The following is a 26,079-nucleotide window of genomic DNA, read 5'->3' as shown; positions in this document are numbered from 1 at the left end:
GTGAAACGATGTTTCTGAAAGTGGTTTCAAATGTGCTGCGTTCCTTGATGAAAGAATTTATATCTTGTCAAGGAACATCCTGGAATGCGCGGATTAAGCAGTTCATTCCCCGATTTGTTTGTGTTACAATAACAAACAGAAAGGGCTTAGGAGTATGCGAGAAATTGAAGTCAAAGAAATACAGGAAATCGTAAGGGACTGCTGCAGCGGCATCGCCTTTGAATATCCTGACGACGTGATGGCGAAACTGGTCACCTATGCCGAAAAGGAAGACAAACCCAGGGCCAAACAGGCGCTGGCGCTGTTAATGGAAAACGCTGAGCTGGCCAGGACGAAGCGGCTGCCGATCTGCCAGGATACCGGGATGGCGGTCGTGTGGCTGACGATCGGCCAGGATGTTCACTTTACCGGGGGATCGATAAAGGACGCGGTCAACAAGGGCGTAGAAGAAGCCTATCAGGGAAGCTACCTGCGCAATTCCGTGGTCAGCGATCCGGTGTTTGAGCGGAAAAATACGCTGACCAACACTCCGGCGGTGATCTACACGGAGATTGTGGAAGGCGATCAGGTCGTGATCGAATGTGCGGCGAAGGGCTTCGGCTCGGAGAACTGCTCGCGCATCAAAATGTGCAAGCCGGCCGAAGGCGTCGAAGGCGTCCGGGATTTCATCCTGGAAACCGTCAAGCTGGCCGGCCCGAACGCCTGTCCGCCGATGGTCGTCGGCGTCGGTGTCGGCGGGACGATGGATTATGCCGCCTACCTGGCTAAGCGGGCATTAGTCCGGCCTTTGGACAGTGAGAATGAGAACGAACAATACCGCCAGCTGGAACGTGAATGCCTTGAACAGATCAATCAGCTCAACATCGGACCGATGGGGCTGAAGGGCCGCACGACGGCGCTGAAGGTCAACATCGAATGGTTTCCGACGCACATCGCGGGCATGCCGGTGGCGGTCAACATCAACTGCCATGTAACCCGGCATAAAAAGGTGGTGCTGTAATGAAGAAAATTCAACTGCCGTTAACGATGGAAGACCGCCGGTCCCTGCGCGCAGGGGAACAGGTGCTGTTAAGCGGCGTGATCTATACGGCGCGGGATGCGGCGCACAAACGGATGAAGGAGCTGCTGGACGCCGGAGCACCGCTGCCGTTTGATCTGAAGGATCAGATTATTTATTATGTTGGTCCGACCCAGACGCCTCCGGGGATGACCTTTGGCAGCGCCGGCCCGACCACGGCGACGCGCATGGACGTCTATACCCCACAGCTGCTGGATCTGGGCCTGGCCGGTATGATCGGCAAGGGCAAGCGCAGCGATGCGGTCAAGCAGGCGATTATCCGCAATCAGGCGGTCTATTTCGCCGCGGTTGGGGGAGCCGGCGCGTTGTTGGGCCTGCGCGTGAAAAAAGCCGAAACGATCGCGTTTGAGGATTTACAAAGCGAAGCGATCCGGCGGCTGGAGGTCGAGGATTTCCCGGTCTTCGTCTGCTTCGACAGTCAGGGAAACGATCTGTACGCTGAGGATTTTGAATGATCGCCGTCAGCGCCTGTCTGGCGGGGAGGGCCTGCCGCTATGACGGCAAGGCCAATACCGTGCAAGCGCTGAAGGAAATGGTTGAACGCGGGGAAGCCGTGGCGATCTGTCCGGAAGTGCTGGGCGGACTGGGCATCCCGCGCGATCCGTGCGAACGCCAGGGCTGCCAGATCTGCACGCAGTCCGGTAAGGACTGCACTGCCGAGTACCGCAAGGGCGCCGAAGCCGCGCTGGCGCTGATTCAGAAACATCATATCACGCTGGCGGTGCTGAAAGCCAAAAGTCCCTCCTGCGGCAAAGGTTTGATTTATGATGGAAGTTTCACCCGCACGCTGAGGGAAGGCCACGGTTTGACAACCGAGCTGTTGATCCAAAACGGCGTCCGGGTGTTCACGGAAGATGAGTGGCAAGAAGAAAAGGAGAATTCACAAAAAGCATGAACGCAACAGAACAAACCCCGGAACAGTTCCGGTGGGAACATGATTCACTGGGCGAAATCGAAGTCCCGAAAGAGGCCCTCTACGGCGCGCAGACACAGCGGGCCATGACCAATTTCCAGATCACCGGCCGGCGGATGCATACGCAGATGATCCGCTCGATCGGCAAGGTCAAAAAAGCCAGCGCCTACTGCAACAACCAGTGCGGATTTCTGGATGATGAACGTCTGAAGTATATCACCGAGGCGTGCGACGAGGTCATCGCTGGCAAGCTGGATCAGTGGTTTATCACCGACTGTATCCAGGGCGGGGCGGGCACGTCGTTCAACATGAACGCCAACGAAGTCATCGCCAACCGGGCCGCGCAGCTGGCCGGCCGCGAGATCGGCGTCTATGATTATATCCATCCGAACGATCATATCAACTTCGGTCAGTCGACCAACGACGTCTTCCCGACCGCCGGCCGTCTGACGGCGCTGGCTTTGGTCGAGGTGCTGTTAAACGAATTGACCGAGCTGCAGCATTCCCTGCTTAAAAAAGCGAAGGAATTCGACGGCGTGATCAAGATGGGCCGGACACACCTGCAGGACGCCGTTCCGATTCGTTTAGGTCAGGAATTTCATGCCTATGCGACGATGGTCGGCCGCGATATCAAGCGAATCCGTGTCGCCTTCAATGATCTGAAGGCCGTCAATATGGGCGCGACGGCTGTCGGCACAGGCTTGAATGCCGATGAAAAATACAAGAAGATGATCGTGCCTGTGCTTTCAGAAATCAGCGGCATCACGCTCAGCTCCGCCAAGGATCTGGTCGACGGCACCCGCAACTGCGATACGCTGGCGTTTGCCTCCGGCGCGCTGAAGGTGCTGGCAGTCAATCTGTCCAAGATGTGCAACGATTTGCGAATGATGGCCTCCGGGCCGAAAGCCGGCTTAGCGGAAATCAAGCTGCCGGACCGGCAGCCGGGCAGCTCGATCATGCCGGGCAAGGTCAATCCGGTCATCGCCGAGGTCTGCAACCAGGCTTGCTTCAACGTCATCGGCAACGACGTGACGATCGCCAAGGCGGCGGAAGCCGGACAGCTGGAGCTGAACGTCTTCGAACCGGTGCTGTTTAAGAATCTGTTCGAGTCGATTGAGATTATGGCTAACGCCTGCCATACGCTGCGTCTGAACGCGATCGACGGCATTAAGGCGAATAAGGAAAACTGCCTGTTCTTCGTTGAACGCTCGGTTTCCCCGATCACGGCCTTTGCCCCGCATATCGGCTACGCCAATGCCAGCCGGATCGCCAAGCAGGCGCTGATCGAAAACCGCACGCTGCGCGAGGTGCTGCTGGAAAGCGGATTGATTACCGAGCATGACCTGGAAATCATCATGGACGTTCAGGAAATGACCAAGCCGGGCATTCCGGGCAAGAAACGTTTAGCCAAAAATAAGAAGAAAGAAAAAGTGGAGGGATAACACAATGACTGTTTATGAAGACGCACTGAAACTGCACGAACTGCACCATGGCAAATTATCCATCGAACCGAAGGTTCCCTGCGAAACACCGGAAGATCTGACGCTGGCCTACACGCCGGGCGTCGCTCAGCCGTGTCTGGAAATCAACAAAGATCCGGAAAATGCCTACCGCTATACCGGCAAGGGCAACACTGTTGCGGTTGTCACCGACGGTACTGCGGTGCTGGGCTTAGGCGATATCGGCGCGGTCGCCGGTCTGCCGGTCATGGAAGGTAAGGCGTTATTGATGCACCGCTTCGCCGGGCTGGACGCGTTCCCAATCTGCGTGGATTCCAAGGATCCGGAAGACATCATCAAGGTCTGCAAGCTGATTTCCCCGGGCCTGGGCGCGATCAATCTGGAAGACATCAGCGCTCCGCGCTGCGTGGAGATCGAACGGCGTTTGATTGAAGAACTGAACATCCCGGTTTTCCATGATGATCAGCATGGTACGGCGATCGTCGTTCTGGCGGCACTGATCAACGGTCTGCGGTTAACAGGCAGAAAGCCGGAAGACATGAAGGTCATCGTCAACGGCGTCGGCGCGGCCGGCAGCTCGATTATCAAGATGATGTACAACTACGGTTTCAAGAACATTCTGGCGTTTGATTCCAAGGGCGTATTGCATCCGGATAAAAAGGACAGCTACAACCCGCTGAAGCAGGAGCTGCTCGAATACACCAATCTGCATGGCGAAAGTCCGGCGGACTTAAAGGCGGCGTTAGTCGGCGCGGATGTGTTCATCGGCGTTTCCAAGGGCAACCTGTTGACGAAGGAAGACATCGCCACGATGAACAAAGATTGCTTCATCGTCGCTTTAGCGAACCCGACACCGGAAATTGATTACTATGAAGCGAAAAAGGGCGGAGCGCTGATCGCCGCGACCGGCCGTTCCGATTTCCCGAATCAGGTCAACAACCTGTTAGCCTTCCCGAGCATTTTCCGCGGGGCATTGGATGCGAAAGCGACCCAGATTACCGAGGACGTCAAGATTGCGGCCGCTCAGGCGATCGCCGATCTGATTCCGGCGGAGGAACTGACGGAAGAATACATCATTCCATCGCCGTTTGATTCCCGCGTTGTCCCGGCTGTTTCCAAAGCGGTCAGAGAAGCCTGCATCAAGAGCGGTTATATCCGGAAATAAGTTCTGTGTTTCAAGTCCTGGTTGTAAGCTGAAGTCAGAAAGTGGGGGTAATGAGTATGAGCTATGATTTCACAACTCGAATCAACCGACAGTCCCAGAATTCCAGCAAGTGGAAAGGGATGCGTAAGCAAAACCCGGAAGTGCCGGAGGGAATCGTTCCGTTATCCGTCGCGGATATGGAATTAATGAATCCGCCGGAGATCATTGAAGGTCTGAAACAGTTTCTCGATCACCGGATCTTAGGCTATACCGACGCCGGTGAAGATTACTACACGGAAACGGTGAACTGGATGCAGCGCCGCCATCATTGGACAATCGAAAAAGAGTGGCTGGTTCTGCTTCCGGGCGTCGTCACGGCCATCAACGTCGCCGTCCGCGCGTTTGTAAAACCGGGTGAAAAGATTGCGATCCTCACACCGGTCTACTATCCGTTTAAAAAGACGATTGAAGCCTGCGGCTGCACGCCGGTGACCAGCAGTCTGATCAATCAGGAAGGCGTATATTCGATCAATTTTGACGATCTGGAAGCCAAGCTGGCCGATCCGGAAGTGAAAATGTTGATCTTCTGCAGTCCGCATAATCCGATCGGCCGCGTCTGGACGAAGGCGGAACTGACGCGGGTCGGCGAACTGTGTCTGAAACACGACGTTCTGATCGTTTCCGATGAGATTCATTTCGATCTGATTCTGCCAGGTTACGAGCATACCGTCTTCGCTTCGTTGTCGCCGGAATTGAGCGACCGCATGATCGTCTGCACGTCGGTCTCGAAGACGTTCAATCTGGCGGGGATGCAGTGCTCGAATATCGTGATTCCCAACGCTGAGCTGCGCGCAGCCTACAAGGCCACGATGAGCAGTTATATCAACGGTCATCTGAACATCATGGCCTATGAAGCGGCGACACTGGCATATCGTCATTGCGAGGGCTGGCTGGATGAGCTGCTGGGGTTGTTGGAAACCAACCGTAAAACGGCTGTCGAATTCTTCGCCAGCCATTTCCCGAAGGCGATTGTATCTCCGCTGGAAGGAACATATCTGTTATGGGTGGATCTGCGGGCTTATTTCGCGGATCAAAACGAACAGGAAGAATTCATGACAAAGAAAGCGCTGTTGTTCTTGGACGAAGGGTATTTGTTCGGTGAGGAAGGCAGCGGCTTCGAGCGGATCAACCTGGCTTGTCCGACGTCTTTGTTGGAAGAGAGTCTGGCCCGGATGGCGCAGGCTTACGAAAAGGACTCCGCCGCCGCATAAGCGGATTTTCCTGATCGGATAGCATTTCACCGTAATATTAGATAATCGTAAAAAAGTGGCTTTATCGAATGAAACCGGCCTCTCGCTTCAAGGAGGCAGAGCGGACATCGTTGGAGCCGCTTTTTTGTTTTCCTGCTGGAGGGAGGGCAGGAGATTACCTTCAAGGAGTAACTATTGAAAATAGTTTCATTACTTTCTTCAAAATTTGTTAATATTTATCAAATTTCATCGAAATGAGCGGGGCTTTTTCAAAAAAACCGCAATATTAGAAGTGATGGGAGATGAAAGAAATGATCGTTGAAGCCAACCAGATTCATGAAGACAAAGCGGGGTACAGACCAACGAGATGGCGTACCGAAGAAAAGGGAGATCAAAATATCGGAATACAGCCGTCCGTATCGAAGTCGTCCATTCTCACCGACTGGATCCTGAAGTCTGTCTTGGGCAATCCTGAAGATACCGAAGCGCTGACTTGTTTTTTGTCGCAATGGAATTACTGCACGATTCGTTCGCTGACCGTTGAGGCGCAGGAAGCCCGTGTAGATCACGCGGACCAGAAAGCCATCCGTTACGATATCCATGGGATCATCAATGACGAAATCTTCTTTGTGATCGAATCGCAGCGGCATGGCGATTTTAAAACGATCATGAAGCGGATGCAGTATTACCTGGCCCGGCTTTTAGCGGGACAGAAGCTGCGGGGGAAGGAATATGGACAGATGAAAGCGGCGTGGCTGATCCTGATCGCGGATTATCCGTTTTTCCCCCGATCCGGGATTGTGACGGATGAGACGGAAATGAGTTTAAGAACAATGCAGATCCCCTTGACACAAATAACTCATTTGAGTATTATGGAGACAGGAAGAACCGATTATCTGACGGCGAAGCCGGTTTGGAAACTGAGCGGACTGGAACGGTGGGCAATCTTGTATGGAAACCTGGCGAAACCGGAAAAGCGGGAATGGATCGAGCAGATTTGTAATCAAGATGAGAATCTCAGAAAGGTGGTCAGGAAGATGAGTGAGATGACGATGGACTTTGAAGCTTATTTCAGAGAAACGAAGGCGATCATGGCGGAACTGGAAAGAGCGGATCGTCAGCGGGAATGGCTGGAACAGGGCATGGAACGAGGTTTGGAACGAGGCGAATTATGCAAAGTCATTAAACTGGTGCTGAAAAATATGAAAAAAGGCAAGCCCATTTCAGAAATTGCGGAGATTTTAGATGAAGATGAAACTGTAATCCGACAGATATTTTCCTGTCATGAAAACTATCCTGAATTGACTGCGGAACAGATTGCGGAGAAGATAAAAAATTACGCATGAATTTCTTTTTTTGATGCTGTAATGAAGTGAGAGAAGAGGAGTAAAATACCGGTAGAATATGAAGAATCTCTCAGTGGTATTCCACCTTCTTTCAATACCGTTAAACTATTTTCCAGTTTCAAAATCTTTAAAATTAAAAAAGCTAAGGAAAAGGCACGCCGAAGCGTGCCTTTAGGTTAATTAGATGCTTCTTCCTCGTCCGCCGTTTGGAAAACTTCTTCGATTTCCTTTTCTTCGGCAGTTTCTTCCGCAGCAGCCTGCTCGATCATGACGATCTTGCTTTCCAGATGCGCACCTTGCAGCACACTGAACTGTTTCGCTGTGATATCGCCTTCAATCCAGGCGTTTTTCTGAACATGCAGGTCTTCCGCAATCATCAGATTACCATAGATCTGACCGTCGGTCAGACATTCCCCGGCGCTAACATTGCCGCGGATGCTGCACTCCCGATCCATGGTTAACGAATTCGTGCAAACCACATTGCCTTCGATCTGACCGTTGCGCAATTCCAGATTCATCGCAGTTACATCGCCATTAATCTGGCCTTTCACTAACAGATCCTTGCCACAATGCACACTGCCGTTAACGGTACCGAGAATCGTCAGGCTGCAATCGCATTCCAGATCACCGTTGATCGTTACGTCTTCGGTTAATACGGATTCCTCCGCGCTGATCGTCTGCTTATTTTCCATTTTTTCCACTTCCTCCTGTTTTGGCTGGGGTATCATTTCCGTTGCAGGAGCTGCAACGTTTTCAAAGAATGCTGGTTCATCATCCAGTTCTTCTTGTTTTTTGCGATTTCTAAACATATAGCCCTCCTGTTTCTGTTATTCATTATTCCAGTTTTAACGCGAAAGTCAATTCTTGAAAGCTGGAAAAAATCTTACGATTTATTTACGCCCTGAATTTGCGGTTCGATTACGGTTATACCGGATAATTCTGACTTGGATCAGAATACGACTTTTCCTGAATTCCGCTTGCGTTTTTCCAGAGCATTCGTTATCCTGAGAATCAGGAGGCGATGAACATGGATATTTCATTTGATGTCGGAACATCCTGTTTCAATGTCAGGACCTGTGCGGTGATGCTTTGCGGTGAAAATCTGCTTGTGATGAAGGATAAGAAACTGCCTTATGCCTATTTGCCAGGCGGCCGCGTAAAGCTGAATGAAACAGCTCAACAGGCATTGATTCGTGAATTACAAGAGGAAATCGGGATCCAGGCTGTAATTGAAAGGCCGTTATGGGTGACGCAGGCGTTCTTCACGGAAGCGGCCAGCCAACGGCGGTTTCATGAAATCTGTTTTTATTTTCTCGTTTCCTTGCGTAAATCCTCCTTGCTGCGGTCGATGAATTCTTTTTCCCGTTGGGAAGGCCAAATAGAACATCGTTTTGAATGGGTTGCTTTCAATGAATTAAGTCATCTCAATTTTCAGCCGGAATTCGTCAAAACCCATGTCAGAACCTTACCGGACCATGTGGAATTGATACTGGATCAAAATTGAAGATGAATCCTGTCCTCTTAGATAAGGTCTGCTTAAAAAATTTCGCCAGAATTCAATCAAATCTATATACAAAAAAACAGTATGGGAAACAGGATACAGGCAGATGATTATTTCTGCATGGCATCCTGTTCTTTTTGGATTGAAGGCCTTTTCTTTGAAAGGACAGGCGCAGCCTGAGTGGACTTATAGGCTGGTTCATGATCTATCAATCCCCATGGACACATTGTTTCTATGATTGGATAGAGCGAACGGCCTTTATCTGTGGGCTGTTCTCTAACTTCACCTGGATTTGCGGATACTTTTGCCGCAGGATCAGTGCGTCTCTTTCCATTTTCTTTAATAGTCCGCTTAAGGTTTCATACAGAATCGTTCCCCTTTTCCGATACAACTTGTTAAACCTGATTTTTTAATGTTCAACTAATCAACATAATATAATTTGATGAGTCGCCATTTTCTTCCGATCATCGTCAAAGTATAACCAGATGGCTATCTGACACCGATTGCTTTTTTCGGCTGACTTATTCGATACTCATGGATATCACTTCTCTGAAGGAGGGTATATATCAGAAAAGTATGTACTTCATCAGGGAAGAACCGATAATAGAATTTCCACGATAAAAAGCATTCGAGAAAGGAAAGGGAGATCAAAATAAAACATGTGTTAGTGATCCTGAGCGGCGGTCGTCCAAAGGAAAATATCCGCCAGCTCGTTGATCAGGGGGAGAAGGATGCGGGTTATCCGACAGAAGATGTTTCTTCGGATGAAGCCCGTGACGAAGGATGCCCGGGCCGCAATGTCTATCATTATGGCAACCCTTGTGTTCAGCACGACGATTTGCATTCACTGATTTTGAAAATCAAAACAGTGTTGTTGATTTGTGTTTGCTCCCCCCGCTTTATTTTTGGACATTTTCCGCGAAGCTGAAAGCCTTCGTCGGCCGCTTTTATTGTCTGGCGTAAAACGGATCAGAATTTGCCGCTGATCCGTTATAATAGTATAAGGTTTATGACTGTGCCCTCCTTATGGCTTCGGCAGACGCTTATTTTCGGATCTTTGAGCAGGCAGTGTTCTATTATCAGTTTGCGATTGTCAATGATATCAGTTTTTATGATCTTGGAATGCTTTTTTCCGGCGTCCATGGCAATACCAACAGAATGCCTGAAATCGCACAGAATGGTTATCTGAAAAAAACTGTCAATAGGGAAAAACGGTAATGACGACGGATTCACGATGAGTCTGACGTTAAACGCAAATCTGGAATTGAAGAGAACAGCATCATAAAGAGGTACAGTGCTGCCATAACGTTTTATTATCGGGCAGCTGAATTTTCTTAAGCTGCGGCTTTGGTTACTTTTGATTCACGGATCATACAATGGCGGGCGGTTGTTCGACATTCTGCTTTTCAGCAAGCGCGATGAATGCTTCCAGTTCCGGCGACATCCGCGCGCCATACCACGCGATGCCTAACGGCATCGGTCTGACATCCTTCAGCGGAATTTTCAATAAGCCGGAGAATTTCTTTGACCGCGAGCAGGGCAGAATGGTGAAACCGATTCCCGACTGCACCGCGATCAACATACTGTCAAAACTTGTGTAAACGGTCTGTACTACGATCTTTTTTGCCTGCAGCTGCGGCCTTGTGATCAGCCGCGGATTGCGGTGCAGCTCCGTATTGGCCAGGATCAGCTTCTGGCCTGCCAAATCGTCGAAAGTCAGATATTTATACGCTGCCAGCGGATGCGTTTTACTGACAAGCACGTAATACTGCGATTCCATAATCGGCAGAAATTTCAACTTGGGATCACTCTCCACTTCGTATTGATAACAGAAGGCCATCTCCACTTCGCCGGTGATCAGCAGCTGACGGCTGCCGCGATCCTCCTGCGTCAGGATATTAACATGAATCAGCGGACATGTCTCCGAGTAATTTTTGATGATCTGCGTCAGCTTGCCGTAATCAGCCAGACGGCGGACTAACAAGTTAATCAGCTTCGGCGTCTGGGCGTTCATCGACTGTACAGTTTGAACGATCGCTTCCAGCTGCCGCAGCAGCGGTTCCATTTGCTTATAAAAATAGGACCCGGCGGCTGTCAGCTCCACGCTGCGGTGCGTGCGGTTGAACAAGGTGACGCCCAGCTCCGTTTCCAGCGCTTTGATCTGATAGCTGACGACCGGCTGCGTGGTATAGAGCAGTTCGGCGGCACGGATGTAGCTCAAGGTTTGAGCGACGGTAAGAAAAGCACGGATCTGGCTGGTGTTCAACGACAATTCCCCCTTTGTGATCATATTGACGATCAGCTAATCACATTGTATCAGATTTCTTGATGTATAATAAAAAAATTTTATTAAACGATAAAGTATTTCGATTGTTTGAAACCCCTTGCAATCCTATAATGAAATCGACAAAAGTTTCACAATGTGAAACCAGAGGAGGGAAAGAAAATGAAGAATATTTCTCGACGGGACTTTTTGAAAGGCAGCGCCGCGACCGTCGCGGGGGCTGCGGCACTGGGGCTGTTAGGTGCTTGTTCGTCCAACGACGCACCGGCGGCTGCGACAACGGAGGAAAAGTTTGACAAGGAATGCGATTTCCTGATCGTCGGCTATGGTTTGGCGGGGGAAGCCGCCGCGCTGGAAGCCAACGACATTGACCCCAACGCCAAGATCTGTATTCTGGAAAAAATGGAAGAAGCGCAGGCGGGCGGCAACTCGATCGCATCCGGCCAGACCGTGATCGTGCCGGCGCCGGATGATCTGGAGACCTTTAAGAAATACCTGATCGCCTGCAGTCAGCCGAATCCGATTCCGGAAGAATATGTCGATTTCATGGCGAAGGAATTCTCTGATCAGCGCGGCTGGATTCAGGCGACGGTTGATAAAGTGGGCTATGAGCTGGGCTATGTCGGCGGAGGACCGCTGGCCTGGGGCTCATTAGTTACGGAATTCCCGGATCTGGACGGATCCAGCTTTAAGGGCTGTTCCGCGCATGTCCGCAAAGCCGGAACGACGTTCGAATACGGCGGCGTCTGGAGAGGTTTCGATCTGGCGGTTCGTGACCGCGGTGAAAATATTGAACTGATGTTCTCAACGGCCTTTACAAGCTTGATTCAGAATCTGGAAACCAAAGAGGTTAAGGGCGTCGTCGCCAAGGGCGCGGATGGCAAGGAAATCCGCATCAAAGCCAATAAGGGTGTCCTGTTGGCCTGCGGCGGTTACGAAAATAATTTACAGATGCAGCGCGATTTCCATGGGATGGACGTTGTTTACACCGGCGGGACTCCGGGCAACACAGGCGATGGCATCCACGCGTTGATGAACACTGGCGCGAAGATCTGGCACATGAAGAATCAGACGCAGTCGGGCGGCTTCTGGCTGGGCATCAAGGTGCCGGAACACGAAGCGACATTCATGCGCAACTTCTCGATGGCCGGCAAGAGCTGGATCGAGGTCTGCGCCGATAACAAGCGTTTCTACAACGAATCCGCGGCGTATCATCGTCAGCACATGAAATTTAAGGAATACGGCCATTATGTCGATCTGCCGCATGACCGCGCTCTGCCGGTTGATTTGATCTTCGATGAAAAGACCCGCACGGCCGGCGCGATCGTCACGAAGTGGCTGAGCTGGCCGATCACAACTGAAGGCTACGTCTGGTCCGACGATAACTCCGAAGAAGTGGCGAAGGGCTGGATCATCAAAGCCGATACGATTGAAGAACTGGCAGAAAAACTGGGCCGCGATCCAGAAGCGCTGAAAGCCACGATCGACGACTACAATGCCGGATGCAAATCCGGACGCGACGAATTCGGCCGCAGCGTGGAAACAATGGAACCGATTGATACCGCACCGTTCTATGCCGTCGGCATTACTCCGACGCTGGTGGCGACGACCGGCGGCGCGGAACGCAACGTCAAAGCTCAGGTGCTGGATTGGAATGACAATCCGATTCCGAATCTGTACGAAGCCGGCGAGTTAGGCTCGTATGTTTCCAACCTGTATCAAAATGGAATGTTCTTGGCGGAAGCCATCGCAACCGGACGTGCTGCGGCGGATACGGCATTCGGCGGCCGTTCGACGGTCACGACGGAGGTCAGCGGCGAGGTTGAGGAAACTATCGACATCACCAAGAAACCGGATGGTCAGTATGATCAGCTGATCAAGGGCAATCATGGCGAGTACACACTGCGGGCTACGGTTGAGGGTGGCAAGATTACCAATCTGGAAATCGTATCCGGACGCGAAAATATGTTTATGGACGACGACCAGCTGAAAGCCTTCTTCGACGAAGTGATCAACGGTCAGAATGTCGAAGTCGACGCGATCTCCGGCGCCACGCTGGATTCCAACAACCTGTTGGACGCGTTAAAGGCAATCTTCAAATAAGCTTCAGCGGTAAAAACAAATTCATCCGCAGAAAGGAAAGCAATCCGCAGGATCCCTATTCCGGAAGGCGCGGGGAGGCTGGCTGCGATTCCCTCCGGCTTTGGCAGTCAACTTCCGCCTTTCCTTCACGTCAATCCTTCAATGTTATAGCTTCCTGACAAGAGTCTGTCTTTCCCAAAATAAGGGGCAGACTCTTTTTTTGCAATTTTAAAGTTCTGCACGAGGTCGGGGATTGCATTGGGAATGCGGAAACGCGTACAATAAACGAAGAATCAGGCGCAGGCGCTCTCCGTTGAAAAAGGGCTTGAAAAGGTTTGGGATCAGTGGAAGGCTGGAGCTAAGGAAAATGCGCGGAGGTTGGAATTCGATGGAGTCCATGGGGAGGAATGTGAAATGAAAGAAAAAGCGAAGCAATTTCATCAAAGGTGCCGAAACGGATGTTGGCTGATCGTGATCGTCCAGCTGACAGGTTTATTTCTGCGATGGGCTTCTCTGCCTGATCGGATCCCGGCTCATTTCGACGCGGCCGGAAAGGTCGACCGCTGGGGAAGCAAAGCTGAGCTGCTGGTTCTGCCATGGATTTCAATTCTGATGATGGCGGGTTTGGAATGGGTCAGCCGGCATCCGAAGCTGTGGAATATTCCGGTTGCAGTTACGGAACATAACCGCGAAGCGCTTGAGGCAGTTACATTGAGGATTCTCTCCCTGGCAGAGCTGCTTGTGGTCCTCTGGTTTGCACTGCTGGAATATTTCAGCATGACTGGCCGTTCACTGCCCGCCGGGTTGATCCTCGGGTTTGTGCTGAGCGTGGCTGTCGGAATTTGCGCCGCTATTTTCTGGTGCGTGCATACTGCGAAAAAATACCGCTGATCCCAATAGCCGGAGAGTGAGGACAACGTTTGGGATACCGATGATAAAATCAATCAAAGATCCGCGGCGGCCTGGAAAGAAAGCGTATGGGAAACTGTCTGGCGGCCGAGAATTGGTTATGCTGCCAAACTGCGAAAAAAAGTGGTCAAAGTCGTGGCAATGACATTGAAATTTGGCTACAATGAGAACCAGAAATATCCAATCGCGGGATTCTACAAGCCTGCGATCAGAAAATTCCATGTCCGCCGCCGCTTGCGGTTTTGTCCGAGGCATGGGATCATGGGATAAAAAAGAATCTGAGGAAAAGACCGATGTTAAAAAAGATGATGAAAATACTGGGACTGGCGCTCTGCCTTAGCGGCTGCACGGCAGTTCCGGCCATTCCCTCTCAACCGCAGGCCCTCTCGGCGATCCCTTTTGCAGAACTTAAGACGCCATTAACGCTGCTTTTCTCGTCAGATCTTCATTATCAAAGCGAGCGGCTGCAGTCGCAGGTGTCCGTAGTGCCGCAGATGATCTACAACGAAGCCATCACTTCGGCGATGCTGGCACAGATGGAAGCGGCGAAACCCGACTACATTATCCTGACAGGTGATTTAGTCAATCAGGGCGATGCACAGGATCATCAGAAAATGGCTGAACTGCTGCGGAAAGTGAATGAAACCGTACCGGTGCGGGTGATTTGCGGCAACCATGATCTGGCGATGGTAACCCGCGAGGAATTTGTGTCTCTGTATCATGAATTCGGATATGATCAGGCTTATTCGCGCGATCCCGCGTCGCTGAGTTACGCGGAGCTTACCGAGGCCGGCGTGCTGTTGATTCTGCTCGATACCAACAGTGAACGACCCGGCGGCAGTGAAGGAACACTGTCCGCCTCGACATTGGAATGGCTGAAAACACTGGGAAATCAGGCGCGCGAGTCAGGCTGGCTGACACTGACGTTCAGCCATCACAATCTGCTCGATCACACCGTGACCACATCCAACGATATCGTCCATACGGCCGATGCGGCGAAGACATTGCTGGAACAGCTGAATATCAGGACGCACATCAGCGGTCACCGCCACACGGGGCATATTCAGACGGAAACGATCGGATCCCAAAGTCTGACGGAAATCGTACTGCCGATGCCGATTGCCTGGCCGAATACCTATGGCCGCATCGAGATCAGCACGCAGGGAGAGCTGGACTACACGCAAAGGACAATCGACGTCGCCACCTGGGCGAAGAAGCAGGGACTTTCCAACCCCGATCTGCTCGACTTTCCCGCCTATTCGGTCCAGGCTCAACGCCAGGCAAATCAAAACACGCTGGATTCTACATTGAAAAATGTGGAACTGACTTGTGAACAGCGGCAAGCGATGGAGGATTTGTTTCAGCAGACGATGTTCAGCTACCGTCAGGGTCAGCTCGATCAAGTCCGGGCCGAGCTGCTTGCGCATCCCGGCTATCAAGCCTGGCAGACGCTGGGACCGGATACCATCTGGAAACGCTGGCTAAAGGCGTTGTTAACCAGGACTGAACAAAGTCCTGGAGATCACGTTCATGTGGCGTATTGAAGTCCGGCGCCCAATCCGATAATCCACGGGCGACGTTAAAACTGAAAATACCGATAGGACAAGCAACATGTTAAACAAAGACAGGATGAGGAGAATCAAAGATGACGGCATTGGATCAGGAATGGGAAGAAATCCGCAGACAGCGGGACCGACAGGTGAAACTGAAGGCTCAGTTGGAGCGCCTGAAAGCTCAGCAGGTAACGTTGAATGGAGAAGTCGGGCAGCGGAAGCAGCGATTAAAGAAGGAAGAACAGGATGTTGATCAGCTTGAAGCCTTCAGCTGGACCACTTTGTGGGCACGGCTTAACGGTCAGTGGCATGAAAAACTGTCAGAGCAGCGTCAGGAAGCGGTTGTCGCCGCCGTCAGAGTTGAGGCCGCCTGCCGGCAGCAGGAAAAACTGGAAGCCCGGATCGCCCGGATCGAACAGGAGCTTCATACGCTGAAGGATTGCGGGAAACGTTGGGCATCGCTGTTGGAACAGAAAGCGGATCAGCTGGCGGAGGAACATCCGCAGAAAGCCGCCGCCCTGTTGCGGCTGGAAATGCGGCAGAGGGAATGGGAGCGAAAGCAGAAGGAATTGCGGGAAGCCGCCGACGCCGGGGAAATGGCGCGGGGTCTGGCTTGCCAGCTGGTTGAAAAAATGGATGAAGCGCGGACGTGGGCGACCGTCGATTTATTTGGCGGCGGAATGATCACCGGCTTTGTGAAGCATCGCTGTCTGGATGAGGCGCAGCAGCTGGCCCGGCAGCTGGAAGAGCAGCTGCGTTGTTTTGAAAGCGAGCTGGCGGATGTGGAGCTTCACCCCTCGCTGGGATTAACGCTCGATCCGTTTTTACGAATTCTGGATATCCTGTTTGACAGTTTCGTTACGGACTGGACCGTTTCGGAGCGGGTGGAAAAAGCTTGCGTTCAGGCTGAACGGACCCGCAGGGAGATTCAAGCGCTGCTGGATCATCTGATGGCGCTGCAGGATCAGGCCTGCCGTGAAAGCGCAAAGCTGACGCGCCAGCGCAGACTTTTGATTGAGCAGGCTTGATTTCAGAAATCGAGGTCTTTCTTAATCGCCGCGCTGTTGCCGCCCAATGAAAAAGACCCAGCCCGGGTTGCAGCCGGGCTGGGTTTCGCTTTTTCAGCGCACTTATGGAAAAAGAAAATTAATGAATATTGGCGATCATTGGCATAAAATCAAGCTTTTCATCCTGAGGCAGCATCTGAATCGTCACTTTGACACCTTTGGATTCGATGTAACGGAAATCTTCCGCTTCCTGCGGCGTAACGCAGACAGTATGCTTGATGCGCGTGGATCCGATTTTATTCGAAATGTTGCCGACATTGATGGTTGGCATGAAATAACCCAGATCCAGAACCTTTCTGGCGGTAGCCGGCCCCCGCATGATAATCATCAGACGGTCTTTATCATAAGCATTTTCATTTAATCGCTGAACCGCGCGTTCCGCATTGAGAATGGATAAGCGGGAAGAAGAAGGACAGGCCATTTTCAATGCGATTTTCTGGATGTCGTCAACAGCGGCTAAATCATCAATGACCAGAATACGTGTAATATTCAGCTGATTTGTCCAAACGGTAGCCACCTGACCATGGATCAGCCGTTCGTCGATGCGGATGTTCAATATACTCATGATGCTTCTCCTTTCTGATCCGCAAACAAGATTTGCGGGTCGATGACATGAATGGCTTCTTTGGCTTCCAGCAGCGCGTTGTCAATTAACTGACGCGAACTCTGGCTGCCATTGCGATGAACAAGCAGATAGGTCAGTAAGGTTAAGGTCGTCTCCGTGATGATTTTAACTTTCTTATCCGGAAGCTGTGTCAGGCAGGCTTCCATTGGAAAGCCGCCCTGAATGTCGCACAGACACAGGATTTCTTCGGTTTCCGGCTCCCAGGCTTCAATCTGGTTACGCAGATTTTGACGATAGACGTCGAGATCCTCGTTCAGCTTGTAGTCCAGCGCCTGCAGATAAGCCTGCGGACCGCATAACATTTCCGCCGCTTCCCGCATCCCACAGGCAAAGTGATCATGACCACAGATCAGAATTCCAATCATAAACTCATCTCCTCGTTTCTTCAGAGGAAGATCGATCGCCGGCGAGAGGCTGCCGGCTCCGTATCTCGCTTCTACTCTTATTATAACGGCCAAAAAGAGGTTGAACAGCGTTAGGGAAGGGGTTGGAAAAGAATTTTGAGTTGTTGGTGAGATAAGAGAATCCAGCGAAAAAATATTGTCATTTCAGCCGATAAATTTGCATTTCCCGATTGTCTCTTTATAATGAAGGAGGGATTGTCATGAATATCCGGGAACGGTTAAGAAATACCCATTCGCTGAGTGCGAATGAACAAACGCTTGCGGAATATCTTCTGAAGCATACGACGGAAGCGGTTGAAATGGATTATCGCCAGTTGTCTGAACAATGTCATGTCTCCATCAGCTGTATTTTCCGCTTGTGCCGGAAAATGGAAGTGAAGGGCTTCAACGAATTGAAATTGTTGTTGTCGAAAGAGTTGAACGAAGAACTCAGCCAGTATCAGAACGTCGACTTCAGCGTGCCCTTTTCTTCTGACGACAGCCTTGAAAGCCTGACGGCCAACATCGCCAATATTTACAAGCAGACGGTCGACGACACGCTGCGCATGCTGGATTTTAAGGAATTCCGGGCGATCGTTGAGACGCTGACGCAGGCCCGGCGGATCTTTTTCATCGGCAGCGGAAGCAACTTGTTGATCGGCCGGAGTTTGATGCAGAAGCTGCAGGAAATCGGGGTGAATATCCAGATGCCTTCAGAACTGACGGACGGGCGGCTGGTGTGCAGTACCGCCGATCGCGACAGCGTGGCTTTGGTGGTTTCTTATGCGGGAATTTCCAGCTACATGCTGGAATGCGTAAAGGCGCTGCGGATGCATGAGGCGAAGATTGTGCTGATCTCCAGCCGGCTGGATCCGAAGCTGCATTATTATGCGGACTACCGGTTATTTCTTTGCAGCAAGGAAAATCCGCAGATCAAGATCGCCAATTTTTCATCGGCCTGTTCGGCGCAGTTTCTCTGTGATCTCATCTTCTCCGCTTATTTTCAACAACATTATGATCAGTTCTGGCAATACCGGAAAAAGAAAACGTATCTGTAAGGATAACCAGAATTCGTCCCTTCCGCGGACGGCTGGATAAGCAGGCAGGAGCGTAAAGGCTGAGATCGCTTTTGCGTTTTTTTTAACTCTAAAACCGCGGGAAATGCGGGAGCTTCGGCCCTCTTTGACAAAGCAGCATGCAATCAAATAAAAAAAGCAGGCTCAGCGAGGCGTTGGGAAAGAAGCTAAGAAGAAGCCGTTGGAAATCCGGCTCGTTTTCAGAGTATGGGGCCTTCTTGGAAAGCAGCCGCCTTTTTTTGTAAGCAAAGCCCTTTCTGGCTCCATAAGAAAAACAGCGCCGTTGGACGCTGTTTCTTTGATCGGTACAGGAAAGTGATTACCAGTACATTTCCCAGTCTTTGCTTAAGCGGGTGAGCGCTTCAAAGTAGAAGTAATCCCCCCAGCTGCAGCATTCGTCGACGCCGTGCTGACGGCAGCCGTTGGTCGGGGTGCTGCGGCAGTAAGTGCTGTTGAGCAGCTGGCCGTTGGAGATTTTCGGATCCTTGACGGCGCAGTGATCATACAAAGCCTTGATCATCCGCCTGGCGTCGCTGATCAGCTCGTCAGCTTCTGCCTTTTCTACGTATTTCGCCATTTCCAGCATGCCGCAGGCTGCGATCGCGCTGGCTGAAGAATCACGCGGTTCATCGCTGCCGTCGGTGAAATCAAAATCCCAGTATGGAATCAGATCACCTGGCAGATGATCAATGAAGTATTTCGTGACATGGCGGAACAGCTCGAGATATTCCGGGTTATGCGTGTATTTGTAGCTGATCGCCAGACCATAAACGCCCCAGCTCTGACCGCGGGCCCAGGCCGATTCGTTGCGGTTGCCCTGATGGGATACGCCGTGGCTCGGCTTGCCTGTTTCCGGATCGAAGAAATAGGTATGATAGGTCGAATAATCCGGACGGATGACGACGCTTAACGCCGTATGAATGTGCTTCAGCGCGATTTCACGATATTTCGGATCGCCGCTGACTTCCGTCGCCCAATACAATAACGGCAGGTTCAGCAGACAGTCGATGATTAAGCGGTAGTTGTCCTTCGCCCCCAACGGACCCCAGGCCTGAATAAAGCCGCCTTTTTCCTGAAACCGGGTGATCAGCTTGTCCGCTGCTTTCAACGCCGCTTCTTTGGCTTTTTCATCGTTGAGCAGTTTATAGGCCGCAACGCAGGAAGGGGAGTACAGGAAACCGAGGTCATGATGTTCCAGCACGATGTTGCGGTTGACGCGGTCTAAGAAGCTTTCGACATGCGTCAGACCGGTCTGTTTGAAGCACTCTTCCTTCGTCGCTTCATAAGCCAGCCAGACCTCGCCGGTCCAGAAACCGTTGGTCCATTCGGTATTGTCCATCTGCGGATAAAAATTGTTGACGCTGTTGGGATACTTCATGCTGGTGGTGAAATCGTTCAAGCCGCTGCGCACCTGTTCGACGGCGTAATGGATCGCGTCGTTGAGCTCGGTATCGGTCAGTTCAGGATAGTTTGCAAAGTTCATGAGAAATCTCCTCTCTATGTTCCTATTGTAGCAAGTTTATGCAAGAAGTTCAACAATCTTGTATACAAGCTGAAATGAAAATTTAATCTGCCTGTCTGGTAAAGAAAAAACCGGATTGTTATTCCGGTATTTCCAGTGTCAGACAGCCTTCCTGAGCCCAGGGCAGCGAAGCCCGAATCCGTCCGTTTTGAATATCGAAAGCGCCGCCCAGCGCCGGCTCCTTTACCCCCGGTGAGTCCAGATTGTTGATCAGCACAACCCGCTTTGCGAAGCTTGCGGCCTGAGCGGCATACGCCTCAGCTTGTCCCTGCTTCCATTCATCAAGAGGAAAGCAGACGAAGACCGGCCAGAATACAAGGTCCGGCTGTTGCGAAACCATCGCGGAAACAACCTCGTCCGTCCAGCCGTCGCCGCACAGCAGTACGCCGATTCGTTTTCCCCGATAGCTGAAGATCCCGCTCTGCTTTCCTTCCGTGTAAAATTGAGGATTTGCGCCGGGAATTTTCCAGCCCGGCGACATTCGCGCGTAATCCAACAGGATTTCTCCCGAATTGGAAATGATCAGATCATTGCTCGTCCATTTTCCTGCATGAAATCGGAAATACCCGACGCCGATTCCGGAATGAAACGTTTTCGCCATTTCCTGCAGACGGCGCAGCGGCGGATCGCCGTGATCCAAAGCAAATTGCTGGTCATGATCCGGATTGAAATTCAGGCTGTTAAAGCCCTGAATAAACGCCTCGCCGAAAAGGACGAAATCCTGATCAGGATGCGTCCGCAGTACAGCTTCAATTTTGTCCATGTTCTGACTGATGTTTCCCTGGATCGAGAAAGCGGCGGCCAGCGTGATTTTCATGGTGAACTCACCTCAATTATTTCCCGGGTAATTTTAACAGAGCGGGATTTCGTTAATTTGTAATCAGGATTATTTTTTCTCGTAAATCCGCAGGATGAATTCCACTTCCGTCGACAGCTGCGTCAAAACGGCCAGCTTCTGTTTGTCCTGAATCGAAGTCTTGTAATAATACGGGGTCATCGTAAAGAGATCCTGAATCTGCGCCTGACTTTCCAACTGAATTTCATAATGCAACGTCTGTTCTTCGATCAGATCAAACTCCGGAGTTGTCATCGTTTCCTGCGGATTGAGATACGGAGTATCATATAAGACTTCTTTTAAGCCCCATAAGTGCCGCGGTCCGGGACTCACGACGATCAGTTTGCCCTGAGCTTTCAGCACGCGCGCATTCTCCGCCATTGCCAGCGGCGCAAAGCAGGACCAGATGACATCAATCGACTGATCCGGCAGCGGCAGCTCAAAGACTGACGCCGCCGCAAAATGAACGGAAGGACAACTCCGGCCTGCCTGTTTCAGGGCTTCCTTGGATAAGTCGATCCCGAAGCATTCGCAATCTTTCAATGTTTCGCACAGCGCGGTATAGTAACCCTCGCCGCAGCCGGAATCCAGCACCGCCGACGGATTGAGCGCCTGAACGAATTCGGTTAACTTCGCTTTCAGCGGCTGGTAAGCACCGCTTTGCAGGAAGCGTGTCCGGGCTTTGACCATTTCCGCGTTATCGCCGTGGATCTTCTTCGATGAGCGGATTAAATTGACGTAATGAAAACGCGACAGATCATAGCTGTGGCGTTTTTCGCATTGATAAACCGACTGCTTCAGCGTCAGCGGCTGACGGCAGACCGGACATAAGAAGGATATCATAAGCAAAGACCTCTCTTTTATGGGGATAGTGTAGCATATTTACATAAAAAACGGTAAAATAATTCCAACGAACAAGTCTTGTTCATACGAAGCGCAAAGGAGAAACAGGTTATGGTGAAAACGTTGATTCTGGATATTGACAACACCTTGATTGAAGCGATGAAGGAACTTCCGCTCCGCAGTGAAGCCGCGCTGCGGCGGTGGCTGGCGGCCGGACATCGGCTGGTGTTTGCCAGCGGCAAGAACGCCTGTGCGTTTGACGATTTGATCGCCTTGCTGAGAATGCGGCAAGGCTGGCATATTGCTTCCAACGGCGGTGTTCTGGCAGAACCCTCGACCGGCCGGTTTGAGCGGCTGGCGTGCGTCGGGGCGCGGAGCCGGCGGTGCATGGACGTGATGGATCAGCTGGGGATTCCTTATTTCGCATACACGCTGGATGAGATTGTGATCAACCGGCCGATGCCGCAGTCGCAGATCGATCATCTGGAATTTTTAAAGGATCCGCATGTAGTGCTGCGCGATTCGATCGATCCTCAGGCGGTTGTTAAACTGTTGATGTTCATTGATATTCATGATGAGGAAACTCCGCGGCGTTTGCGCCATCAGCTGCATCCGGAAGCGCTGGGGCTGCAGCTGATGCGCACCAGCAGCGAGCTGCTGGAAATCCATGATCAGCGCCAGACCAAGGCGGTTGGGGTGCGGGCTCTGGCAAACAAGCTGCATCTGGAGTTAAGCGAATTGTACGCGGTTGGCGACAGTGAGAACGATATGAGCATGCTGGAAATTGTCGGTCATCCTTATATCGTCGCCAACGCTTCCCAAACTCTGAAAGACCGCGGCTGGCCGCAGCTGGCAAGCTGCCGTGAGGAAGGGGTAGCAGATTTAATCGACAGGCTGCTGGCAGATTGAGAGCACTTCCGGCTGCGCAGGTTGACAAGCTGGGAAAAGAAGCGAATAATGAAAGAAAGAAATAACGCTGAATGAAAAATGGAGGCGGTTTTATGTTTATTTTTAGTTCAGGCAGTCAGGAAAGTTTTTATGAAATGCAGAATAAAATCAACCGTAAATTACGTTCCCTGCGCCGGATGGGATTGGGTCTGGCGGCGGCGCTGGTCGTGCTGGGCATCGTGCTGTTGTTCTGTCCGCAATCGGTCGTCCTGTGGATTGAGCGGGGGATTGCGGTGATCCTCGGATTGGTGGGGATCGTGGAAATTCTTGATTACCTGTCAACCAGCGCGCTGTTTCGGCAAAGTTTGACGATTGTCCGCGGGCTGTTCGATCTGTTGATCGCAGTTCTGCTTTTGCGGGCCGATGCGGAAATGGTCATCACGGTGTTCGCCGTCCTCCTGGGCGTCAGCGCGATTGTGATTGGAATTCATAAGCTTGATTACGCGATGAAGCTGAACTATTTTCGGGTCGAGGGTTCCGGCATGGCGATGGCGGGCGGCGTGCTTTCGGTGATCGCGGGAATTTGCTTTCTGATCAGTCCGTTAAGCTCGGCGATCGTGCTGACGACGCTGATTGCGGCATATTGTATACTGGGAGGCATCGCGTTGTTTGTCGAAATGCTTTCCTTTAAAAACCGGTAAGGGAGGAATCAGAAATGGATTTCAAGAAACAGGCGGAAAAGCTTGTCCAGAACGTTGCGCAGGCCGCGGAAAAGGGCACGGAGCGGGCGAAGGACAAGCTGGATCAGACGAAACGCCAGATCGAACTGAAACGGCAGCTGAAAGCCACGGAAGAGATGTTGAATACGGCGTACATGGAAATTGGCCGGGCTTATGTGTCGGCTCGGGAAGAAGAGCGGGAGATGCAAGATGTGGAAAACTGGCTGGAACAGGTGCGCACCTCGCAGATGACGATCGCCGATCTTCAGCGCCAGCTGGCCGTGCTCAAAAACATTGATTAATTAACGATGATCTGACAAAGTTGACCCGGGATTTTACCGGGTTTTATTTAGGATTGAAAGAAAGGACAGCGGATAAAAGCAGTTTATGATGTACCACAAGATTTGCTTTTGCTTCCTTCCCTTGCGGGGGGCGCAGATTGCGGGGCAGGAGGATGGTGTTGTGATCAAGAAACCTGGCAGATTTGTGTCCATTACAAGGATCATCATTGAAGGGGGATTCGTCAAAGCGTAATTTACAAGGCTTGTCTGCGAAATTTTCACAAAATGAGAAGCTGAAAACAGCTTCAAGCAATGGGAAATGTCGTTTTCTCGGAATGTACGGTAAAAGACCGGATCTGGGGTTCTTGAACTTTTGACGCAGGATCCTGCCGGAAGGGATGGGGCAAAGTGATAAGGCGGGAACTTGCCCGGCTGTGTCCTGATAAGGGTGCGCGAACAACCGGAATCCAGTTTAAGGATGCAGTCATGCGTGCCTGAAGCTGATAAGAAGGGGGCAGCACTATGAGCTTGAGCCGATCATCCCGAACATGAATAAAAGTGAAAAGTTTGGCGTCCGCTGAAATTCAGTAAGGTCTTCAAACTTTTATTTTGAAGCCTAAGAAAAATGCTGAAATCCGTGCTTGGAATTGACAACCTCACCGCCATTCGTTACACTGAATCCGTTATCGTATCAAATTAAATAAGGAAGGGTTAGACTATGAGTATTTTAACACTGGAGCACTGCAGCCACAGCTTTGGCGGCCGCAGTATTTTTGAGGACGTCTCGTTCCGCCTGTTAAAAGGCGAACACGTCGGGCTGCTGGGAGCCAATGGCGAGGGCAAGAGCACGTTTATGAAAATCATTACGCGCAAGCTGGAACCGGAGGAAGGAAAAATCACCTGGAGTAAGAACGTGAAGGTCGGCTATCTGGATCAGCACGCCGTGTTGGAACCGGGAATGACGATCCATGACGCTCTGGCGCAGGCCTTTGCCGGGCTATTCGATATCGAAAAACAGATCACGGCCGGTTATGAAAAGATGGCAGACTGCACGGAAGACGAGATGAACGAGCTGCTGGAACAGATCGGCGAATGGCAGGATACGCTGGAACACCATGATTTCTACCAGATCGACGTCAAGATTGAGGAAGTCGCCCAGGCGCTGGGGCTGAGCGAGATCGGGCTGGATCGGGACGTCAGCGAATTGTCCGGCGGCCAGCGCACGAAAATTCTGTTAGCGAAGCTGCTTTTGGAAAAACCGGACATTCTGCTTCTGGACGAACCGACCAACTATCTCGACGAGCAGCATATCCGCTGGCTGAAAACCTATCTGCAGAACTATGAAAACGCGTTTATCCTGATTTCTCACGATATGCCGTTTACCAACGAGGTCGTCAATCTCATCTACCATGTGGAAAACTGCCGGCTGACCCGCTATGTCGGCAACGTCGACGAATTCCACCGCCTGTACGAACAGAACAAGCTGGCGCTGGAAGCGGCGTATCAGCGTCAGCAGCAGGAAATTGCCCGAATGGAGGATTTCGTCGCCCGCAACAAGGCGCGGGTCGCGACCCGCGGCATGGCGAATTCCCGTGCGAAGAAGCTGGCGAAGATGGAACGGATTGAGCTGAGCGCGGAAAAGCCGAAGCCGACGTTCCGCTTTCAGATGGGAAAAACCCCAGGCAAGGTCATCTTTTCCACAAGCGATCTGGTGATCGGCTATGACGAACCACTGTCCAAACCGATCAACCGGGTGCAGGAAAAGGGTCAGAAAGTGGTGATTACCGGCGCGAATGGACTGGGCAAGACAACGCTGATGAAAAGCCTGATGGGGCTGATCCCACCGGTCAGCGGTTCCGTCCAGCTGGGTGAGCATGTACAGATCGGCTATTTTGAACAGGAAATCACCGAGCCGATCCGCCGCACCTGCATCGAGGAATTGTGGCAGACCTATCCCGCCTATTCCCAATATGAAATCCGCAGCGCGTTAGCCCGGTGCGGCTTGACGACGGATCAGATCGAAAGTCAGGTGATGGTGCTGTCCGGGGGGGAACAGGCGAAGCTGCGGCTGTGCAAGCTGCTGAACACGCCGTATAACGTGCTTTTTCTGGACGAACCGACCAACCATCTCGATCAGGACGCCAAGGACGAGCTGCACAAAGCAATCGCTGAATATCCGGGAACGGTGCTGCTGGTCTGTCATGAAAAAGAATTCTACACCGATCTGGCAGACGTCGTCTGGGATTTAAGCGAAGTCAGTCTGCGCCGCTGATCACGTATGCGCCGCCCGCTTTGATGCTAAACTAACGATGACGAACCG

At 51.5% G+C, this 26,079-nt stretch carries 26 protein-coding genes; 18 read left to right on the top strand and 8 right to left on the bottom strand.

Annotation, left to right across the window (positions count from 1 at the left end; all coding sequences use genetic code 11):
- The first annotated feature begins 154 nt into the window (after positions 1-154).
- The 7 genes from BQ7364_RS04915 (at position 155) to BQ7364_RS04885 (ending at position 7,191) form a co-directional block, all read left to right on the top strand.
- Positions 155-1,000, top strand: coding sequence for a fumarate hydratase (locus tag BQ7364_RS04915; RefSeq protein ID WP_072683686.1), 846 nt, complete (start codon positions 155-157; stop codon positions 998-1,000).
- Positions 1,000-1,533: a Fe-S-containing hydro-lyase gene (locus BQ7364_RS04910; RefSeq protein ID WP_006060099.1), complete on the top strand. Its 534-nt coding sequence runs from the start codon at positions 1,000-1,002 to the stop codon at positions 1,531-1,533. The genes BQ7364_RS04915 and BQ7364_RS04910 overlap by 1 nt, the downstream gene beginning before the upstream one ends.
- Positions 1,530-1,973: a 2-thiouracil desulfurase family protein gene (locus tag BQ7364_RS04905; RefSeq protein ID WP_072683685.1), complete on the top strand. Its 444-nt coding sequence runs from the start codon at positions 1,530-1,532 to the stop codon at positions 1,971-1,973. Before BQ7364_RS04910 ends, BQ7364_RS04905 begins: the two co-directional genes overlap by 4 nt.
- Positions 1,970-3,433 carry an aspartate ammonia-lyase gene (locus BQ7364_RS04900; protein ID WP_072683684.1) on the top strand — a complete coding sequence of 488 codons (1,464 nt, stop codon included), beginning with the start codon at positions 1,970-1,972 and terminating at the stop codon, positions 3,431-3,433. The genes BQ7364_RS04905 and BQ7364_RS04900 overlap by 4 nt, the downstream gene beginning before the upstream one ends.
- Positions 3,434-3,437: 4 nt before the next feature.
- On the top strand, positions 3,438-4,616 hold the full coding sequence (locus tag BQ7364_RS04895) for an NAD(P)-dependent malic enzyme (protein ID WP_072683683.1): 1,179 nt from the start codon (positions 3,438-3,440) through the stop codon (positions 4,614-4,616).
- A gap of 50 nt (positions 4,617-4,666) precedes the next feature.
- The gene (locus BQ7364_RS04890; RefSeq protein ID WP_308560273.1) at positions 4,667-5,866 is read left to right on the top strand and encodes a MalY/PatB family protein; all 1,200 of its coding nucleotides are present in this window, start codon (positions 4,667-4,669) and stop codon (positions 5,864-5,866) included.
- 281 nt (positions 5,867-6,147) lie between these two features.
- The gene (locus BQ7364_RS04885) at positions 6,148-7,191 is read left to right on the top strand and encodes an Rpn family recombination-promoting nuclease/putative transposase (protein ID WP_072683681.1); all 1,044 of its coding nucleotides are present in this window, start codon (positions 6,148-6,150) and stop codon (positions 7,189-7,191) included.
- 176 nt (positions 7,192-7,367) lie between these two features.
- Here BQ7364_RS04885 and BQ7364_RS04880 read toward each other — a convergent pair whose 3' ends face one another.
- Positions 7,368-8,000, bottom strand: a complete 633-nt coding sequence (locus tag BQ7364_RS04880) for a bactofilin family protein (RefSeq protein ID WP_072683680.1) — start codon at positions 7,998-8,000, stop codon at positions 7,368-7,370.
- Between the two features lie 218 nt (positions 8,001-8,218).
- Between BQ7364_RS04880 and BQ7364_RS04875 the strand changes: the two genes are divergently transcribed.
- The gene (locus BQ7364_RS04875) at positions 8,219-8,695 is read left to right on the top strand and encodes an NUDIX hydrolase (RefSeq protein ID WP_072683679.1); all 477 of its coding nucleotides are present in this window, start codon (positions 8,219-8,221) and stop codon (positions 8,693-8,695) included.
- Positions 8,696-8,924: 229 nt separating this feature from the next.
- Here BQ7364_RS04875 and BQ7364_RS18585 read toward each other — a convergent pair whose 3' ends face one another.
- Positions 8,925-9,098 (bottom strand): winged helix-turn-helix transcriptional regulator, encoded by a 174-nt coding sequence (locus tag BQ7364_RS18585; protein WP_369802545.1) that lies wholly within the window; start codon positions 9,096-9,098, stop codon positions 8,925-8,927.
- A gap of 255 nt (positions 9,099-9,353) precedes the next feature.
- On the opposite strand from BQ7364_RS18585, the gene BQ7364_RS17505 reads away from it, so the two are divergent.
- Entirely contained in the window at positions 9,354-9,620 is a 267-nt protein-coding gene (locus BQ7364_RS17505; protein ID WP_083538434.1) for a hypothetical protein, read from the top strand.
- A gap of 441 nt (positions 9,621-10,061) precedes the next feature.
- On the opposite strand, the gene BQ7364_RS04865 is transcribed toward BQ7364_RS17505, so the two are convergent.
- The gene (locus tag BQ7364_RS04865) at positions 10,062-10,982 is read right to left on the bottom strand and encodes a LysR family transcriptional regulator (protein WP_083538432.1); all 921 of its coding nucleotides are present in this window, start codon (positions 10,980-10,982) and stop codon (positions 10,062-10,064) included.
- Positions 10,983-11,138: 156 nt separating this feature from the next.
- Between BQ7364_RS04865 and BQ7364_RS04860 the strand changes: the two genes are divergently transcribed.
- From BQ7364_RS04860 to BQ7364_RS04845, 4 genes are all read left to right on the top strand, one after another.
- Positions 11,139-13,079 (top strand): FAD-binding protein, encoded by a 1,941-nt coding sequence (locus tag BQ7364_RS04860; RefSeq protein ID WP_072683677.1) that lies wholly within the window; start codon positions 11,139-11,141, stop codon positions 13,077-13,079.
- 393 nt (positions 13,080-13,472) lie between these two features.
- A complete protein-coding gene (locus tag BQ7364_RS04855) occupies positions 13,473-13,949 on the top strand; it encodes a DUF1648 domain-containing protein (protein ID WP_072683676.1) in 477 nt (158 codons plus the stop codon).
- A gap of 311 nt (positions 13,950-14,260) precedes the next feature.
- Positions 14,261-15,511: a metallophosphoesterase gene (locus BQ7364_RS04850; protein WP_072683675.1), complete on the top strand. Its 1,251-nt coding sequence runs from the start codon at positions 14,261-14,263 to the stop codon at positions 15,509-15,511.
- Between the two features lie 101 nt (positions 15,512-15,612).
- Entirely contained in the window at positions 15,613-16,548 is a 936-nt protein-coding gene (locus BQ7364_RS04845; RefSeq protein WP_072683674.1) for a hypothetical protein, read from the top strand.
- Positions 16,549-16,666: 118 nt separating this feature from the next.
- On the opposite strand, the gene BQ7364_RS04840 is transcribed toward BQ7364_RS04845, so the two are convergent.
- Both BQ7364_RS04840 and BQ7364_RS04835 read right to left on the bottom strand, forming a co-directional pair.
- Entirely contained in the window at positions 16,667-17,152 is a 486-nt protein-coding gene (locus tag BQ7364_RS04840; RefSeq protein ID WP_072683673.1) for a PTS sugar transporter subunit IIB, read from the bottom strand.
- A complete protein-coding gene (locus BQ7364_RS04835) occupies positions 17,149-17,577 on the bottom strand; it encodes a PTS sugar transporter subunit IIA (protein WP_072683672.1) in 429 nt (142 codons plus the stop codon). The genes BQ7364_RS04840 and BQ7364_RS04835 overlap by 4 nt, the downstream gene beginning before the upstream one ends.
- 239 nt (positions 17,578-17,816) lie before the next feature.
- Between BQ7364_RS04835 and BQ7364_RS04830 the strand changes: the two genes are divergently transcribed.
- Entirely contained in the window at positions 17,817-18,653 is an 837-nt protein-coding gene (locus BQ7364_RS04830; RefSeq protein WP_072683671.1) for a MurR/RpiR family transcriptional regulator, read from the top strand.
- Between the two features lie 337 nt (positions 18,654-18,990).
- Here BQ7364_RS04830 and BQ7364_RS04825 read toward each other — a convergent pair whose 3' ends face one another.
- The 3 genes from BQ7364_RS04825 to BQ7364_RS04815 form a co-directional block, all read right to left on the bottom strand.
- A complete protein-coding gene (locus tag BQ7364_RS04825) occupies positions 18,991-20,154 on the bottom strand; it encodes a glycoside hydrolase family 88 protein (RefSeq protein WP_072683670.1) in 1,164 nt (387 codons plus the stop codon).
- A gap of 118 nt (positions 20,155-20,272) precedes the next feature.
- Positions 20,273-21,010: a carbon-nitrogen hydrolase family protein gene (locus tag BQ7364_RS04820; protein WP_072683669.1), complete on the bottom strand. Its 738-nt coding sequence runs from the start codon at positions 21,008-21,010 to the stop codon at positions 20,273-20,275.
- 69 nt (positions 21,011-21,079) lie between these two features.
- Positions 21,080-21,871 (bottom strand): methyltransferase domain-containing protein, encoded by a 792-nt coding sequence (locus tag BQ7364_RS04815; RefSeq protein WP_072683668.1) that lies wholly within the window; start codon positions 21,869-21,871, stop codon positions 21,080-21,082.
- 111 nt (positions 21,872-21,982) lie between these two features.
- Between BQ7364_RS04815 and BQ7364_RS04810 the strand changes: the two genes are divergently transcribed.
- From BQ7364_RS04810 to BQ7364_RS04795, 4 genes are all read left to right on the top strand, one after another.
- Positions 21,983-22,780, top strand: coding sequence for an HAD hydrolase family protein (locus BQ7364_RS04810; RefSeq protein ID WP_072683667.1), 798 nt, complete (start codon positions 21,983-21,985; stop codon positions 22,778-22,780).
- Positions 22,781-22,872: 92 nt separating this feature from the next.
- Positions 22,873-23,460 carry an HdeD family acid-resistance protein gene (locus BQ7364_RS04805; RefSeq protein ID WP_072683666.1) on the top strand — a complete coding sequence of 196 codons (588 nt, stop codon included), beginning with the start codon at positions 22,873-22,875 and terminating at the stop codon, positions 23,458-23,460.
- 14 nt (positions 23,461-23,474) lie between these two features.
- Complete coding sequence (locus tag BQ7364_RS04800) at positions 23,475-23,780, top strand: hypothetical protein (protein WP_072683665.1); 306 nt, start codon at positions 23,475-23,477, stop codon at positions 23,778-23,780.
- A 697-nt stretch (positions 23,781-24,477) separates the two neighbouring features.
- Positions 24,478-26,031: an ABC-F family ATP-binding cassette domain-containing protein gene (locus tag BQ7364_RS04795; RefSeq protein ID WP_072683664.1), complete on the top strand. Its 1,554-nt coding sequence runs from the start codon at positions 24,478-24,480 to the stop codon at positions 26,029-26,031.
- The last annotated feature ends 48 nt before the right edge of the window (positions 26,032-26,079 follow it).

Origin of the sequence: Holdemania sp. Marseille-P2844 (assembly GCF_900120005.1) — a bacterium.
GTDB lineage: Bacteria > Bacillota_I > Bacilli_A > Erysipelotrichales > Erysipelotrichaceae > Holdemania.
The sequence above is the reverse complement of the archived record's forward strand: the minus strand, read 5'-3'. Positions and strand labels throughout refer to the sequence as shown.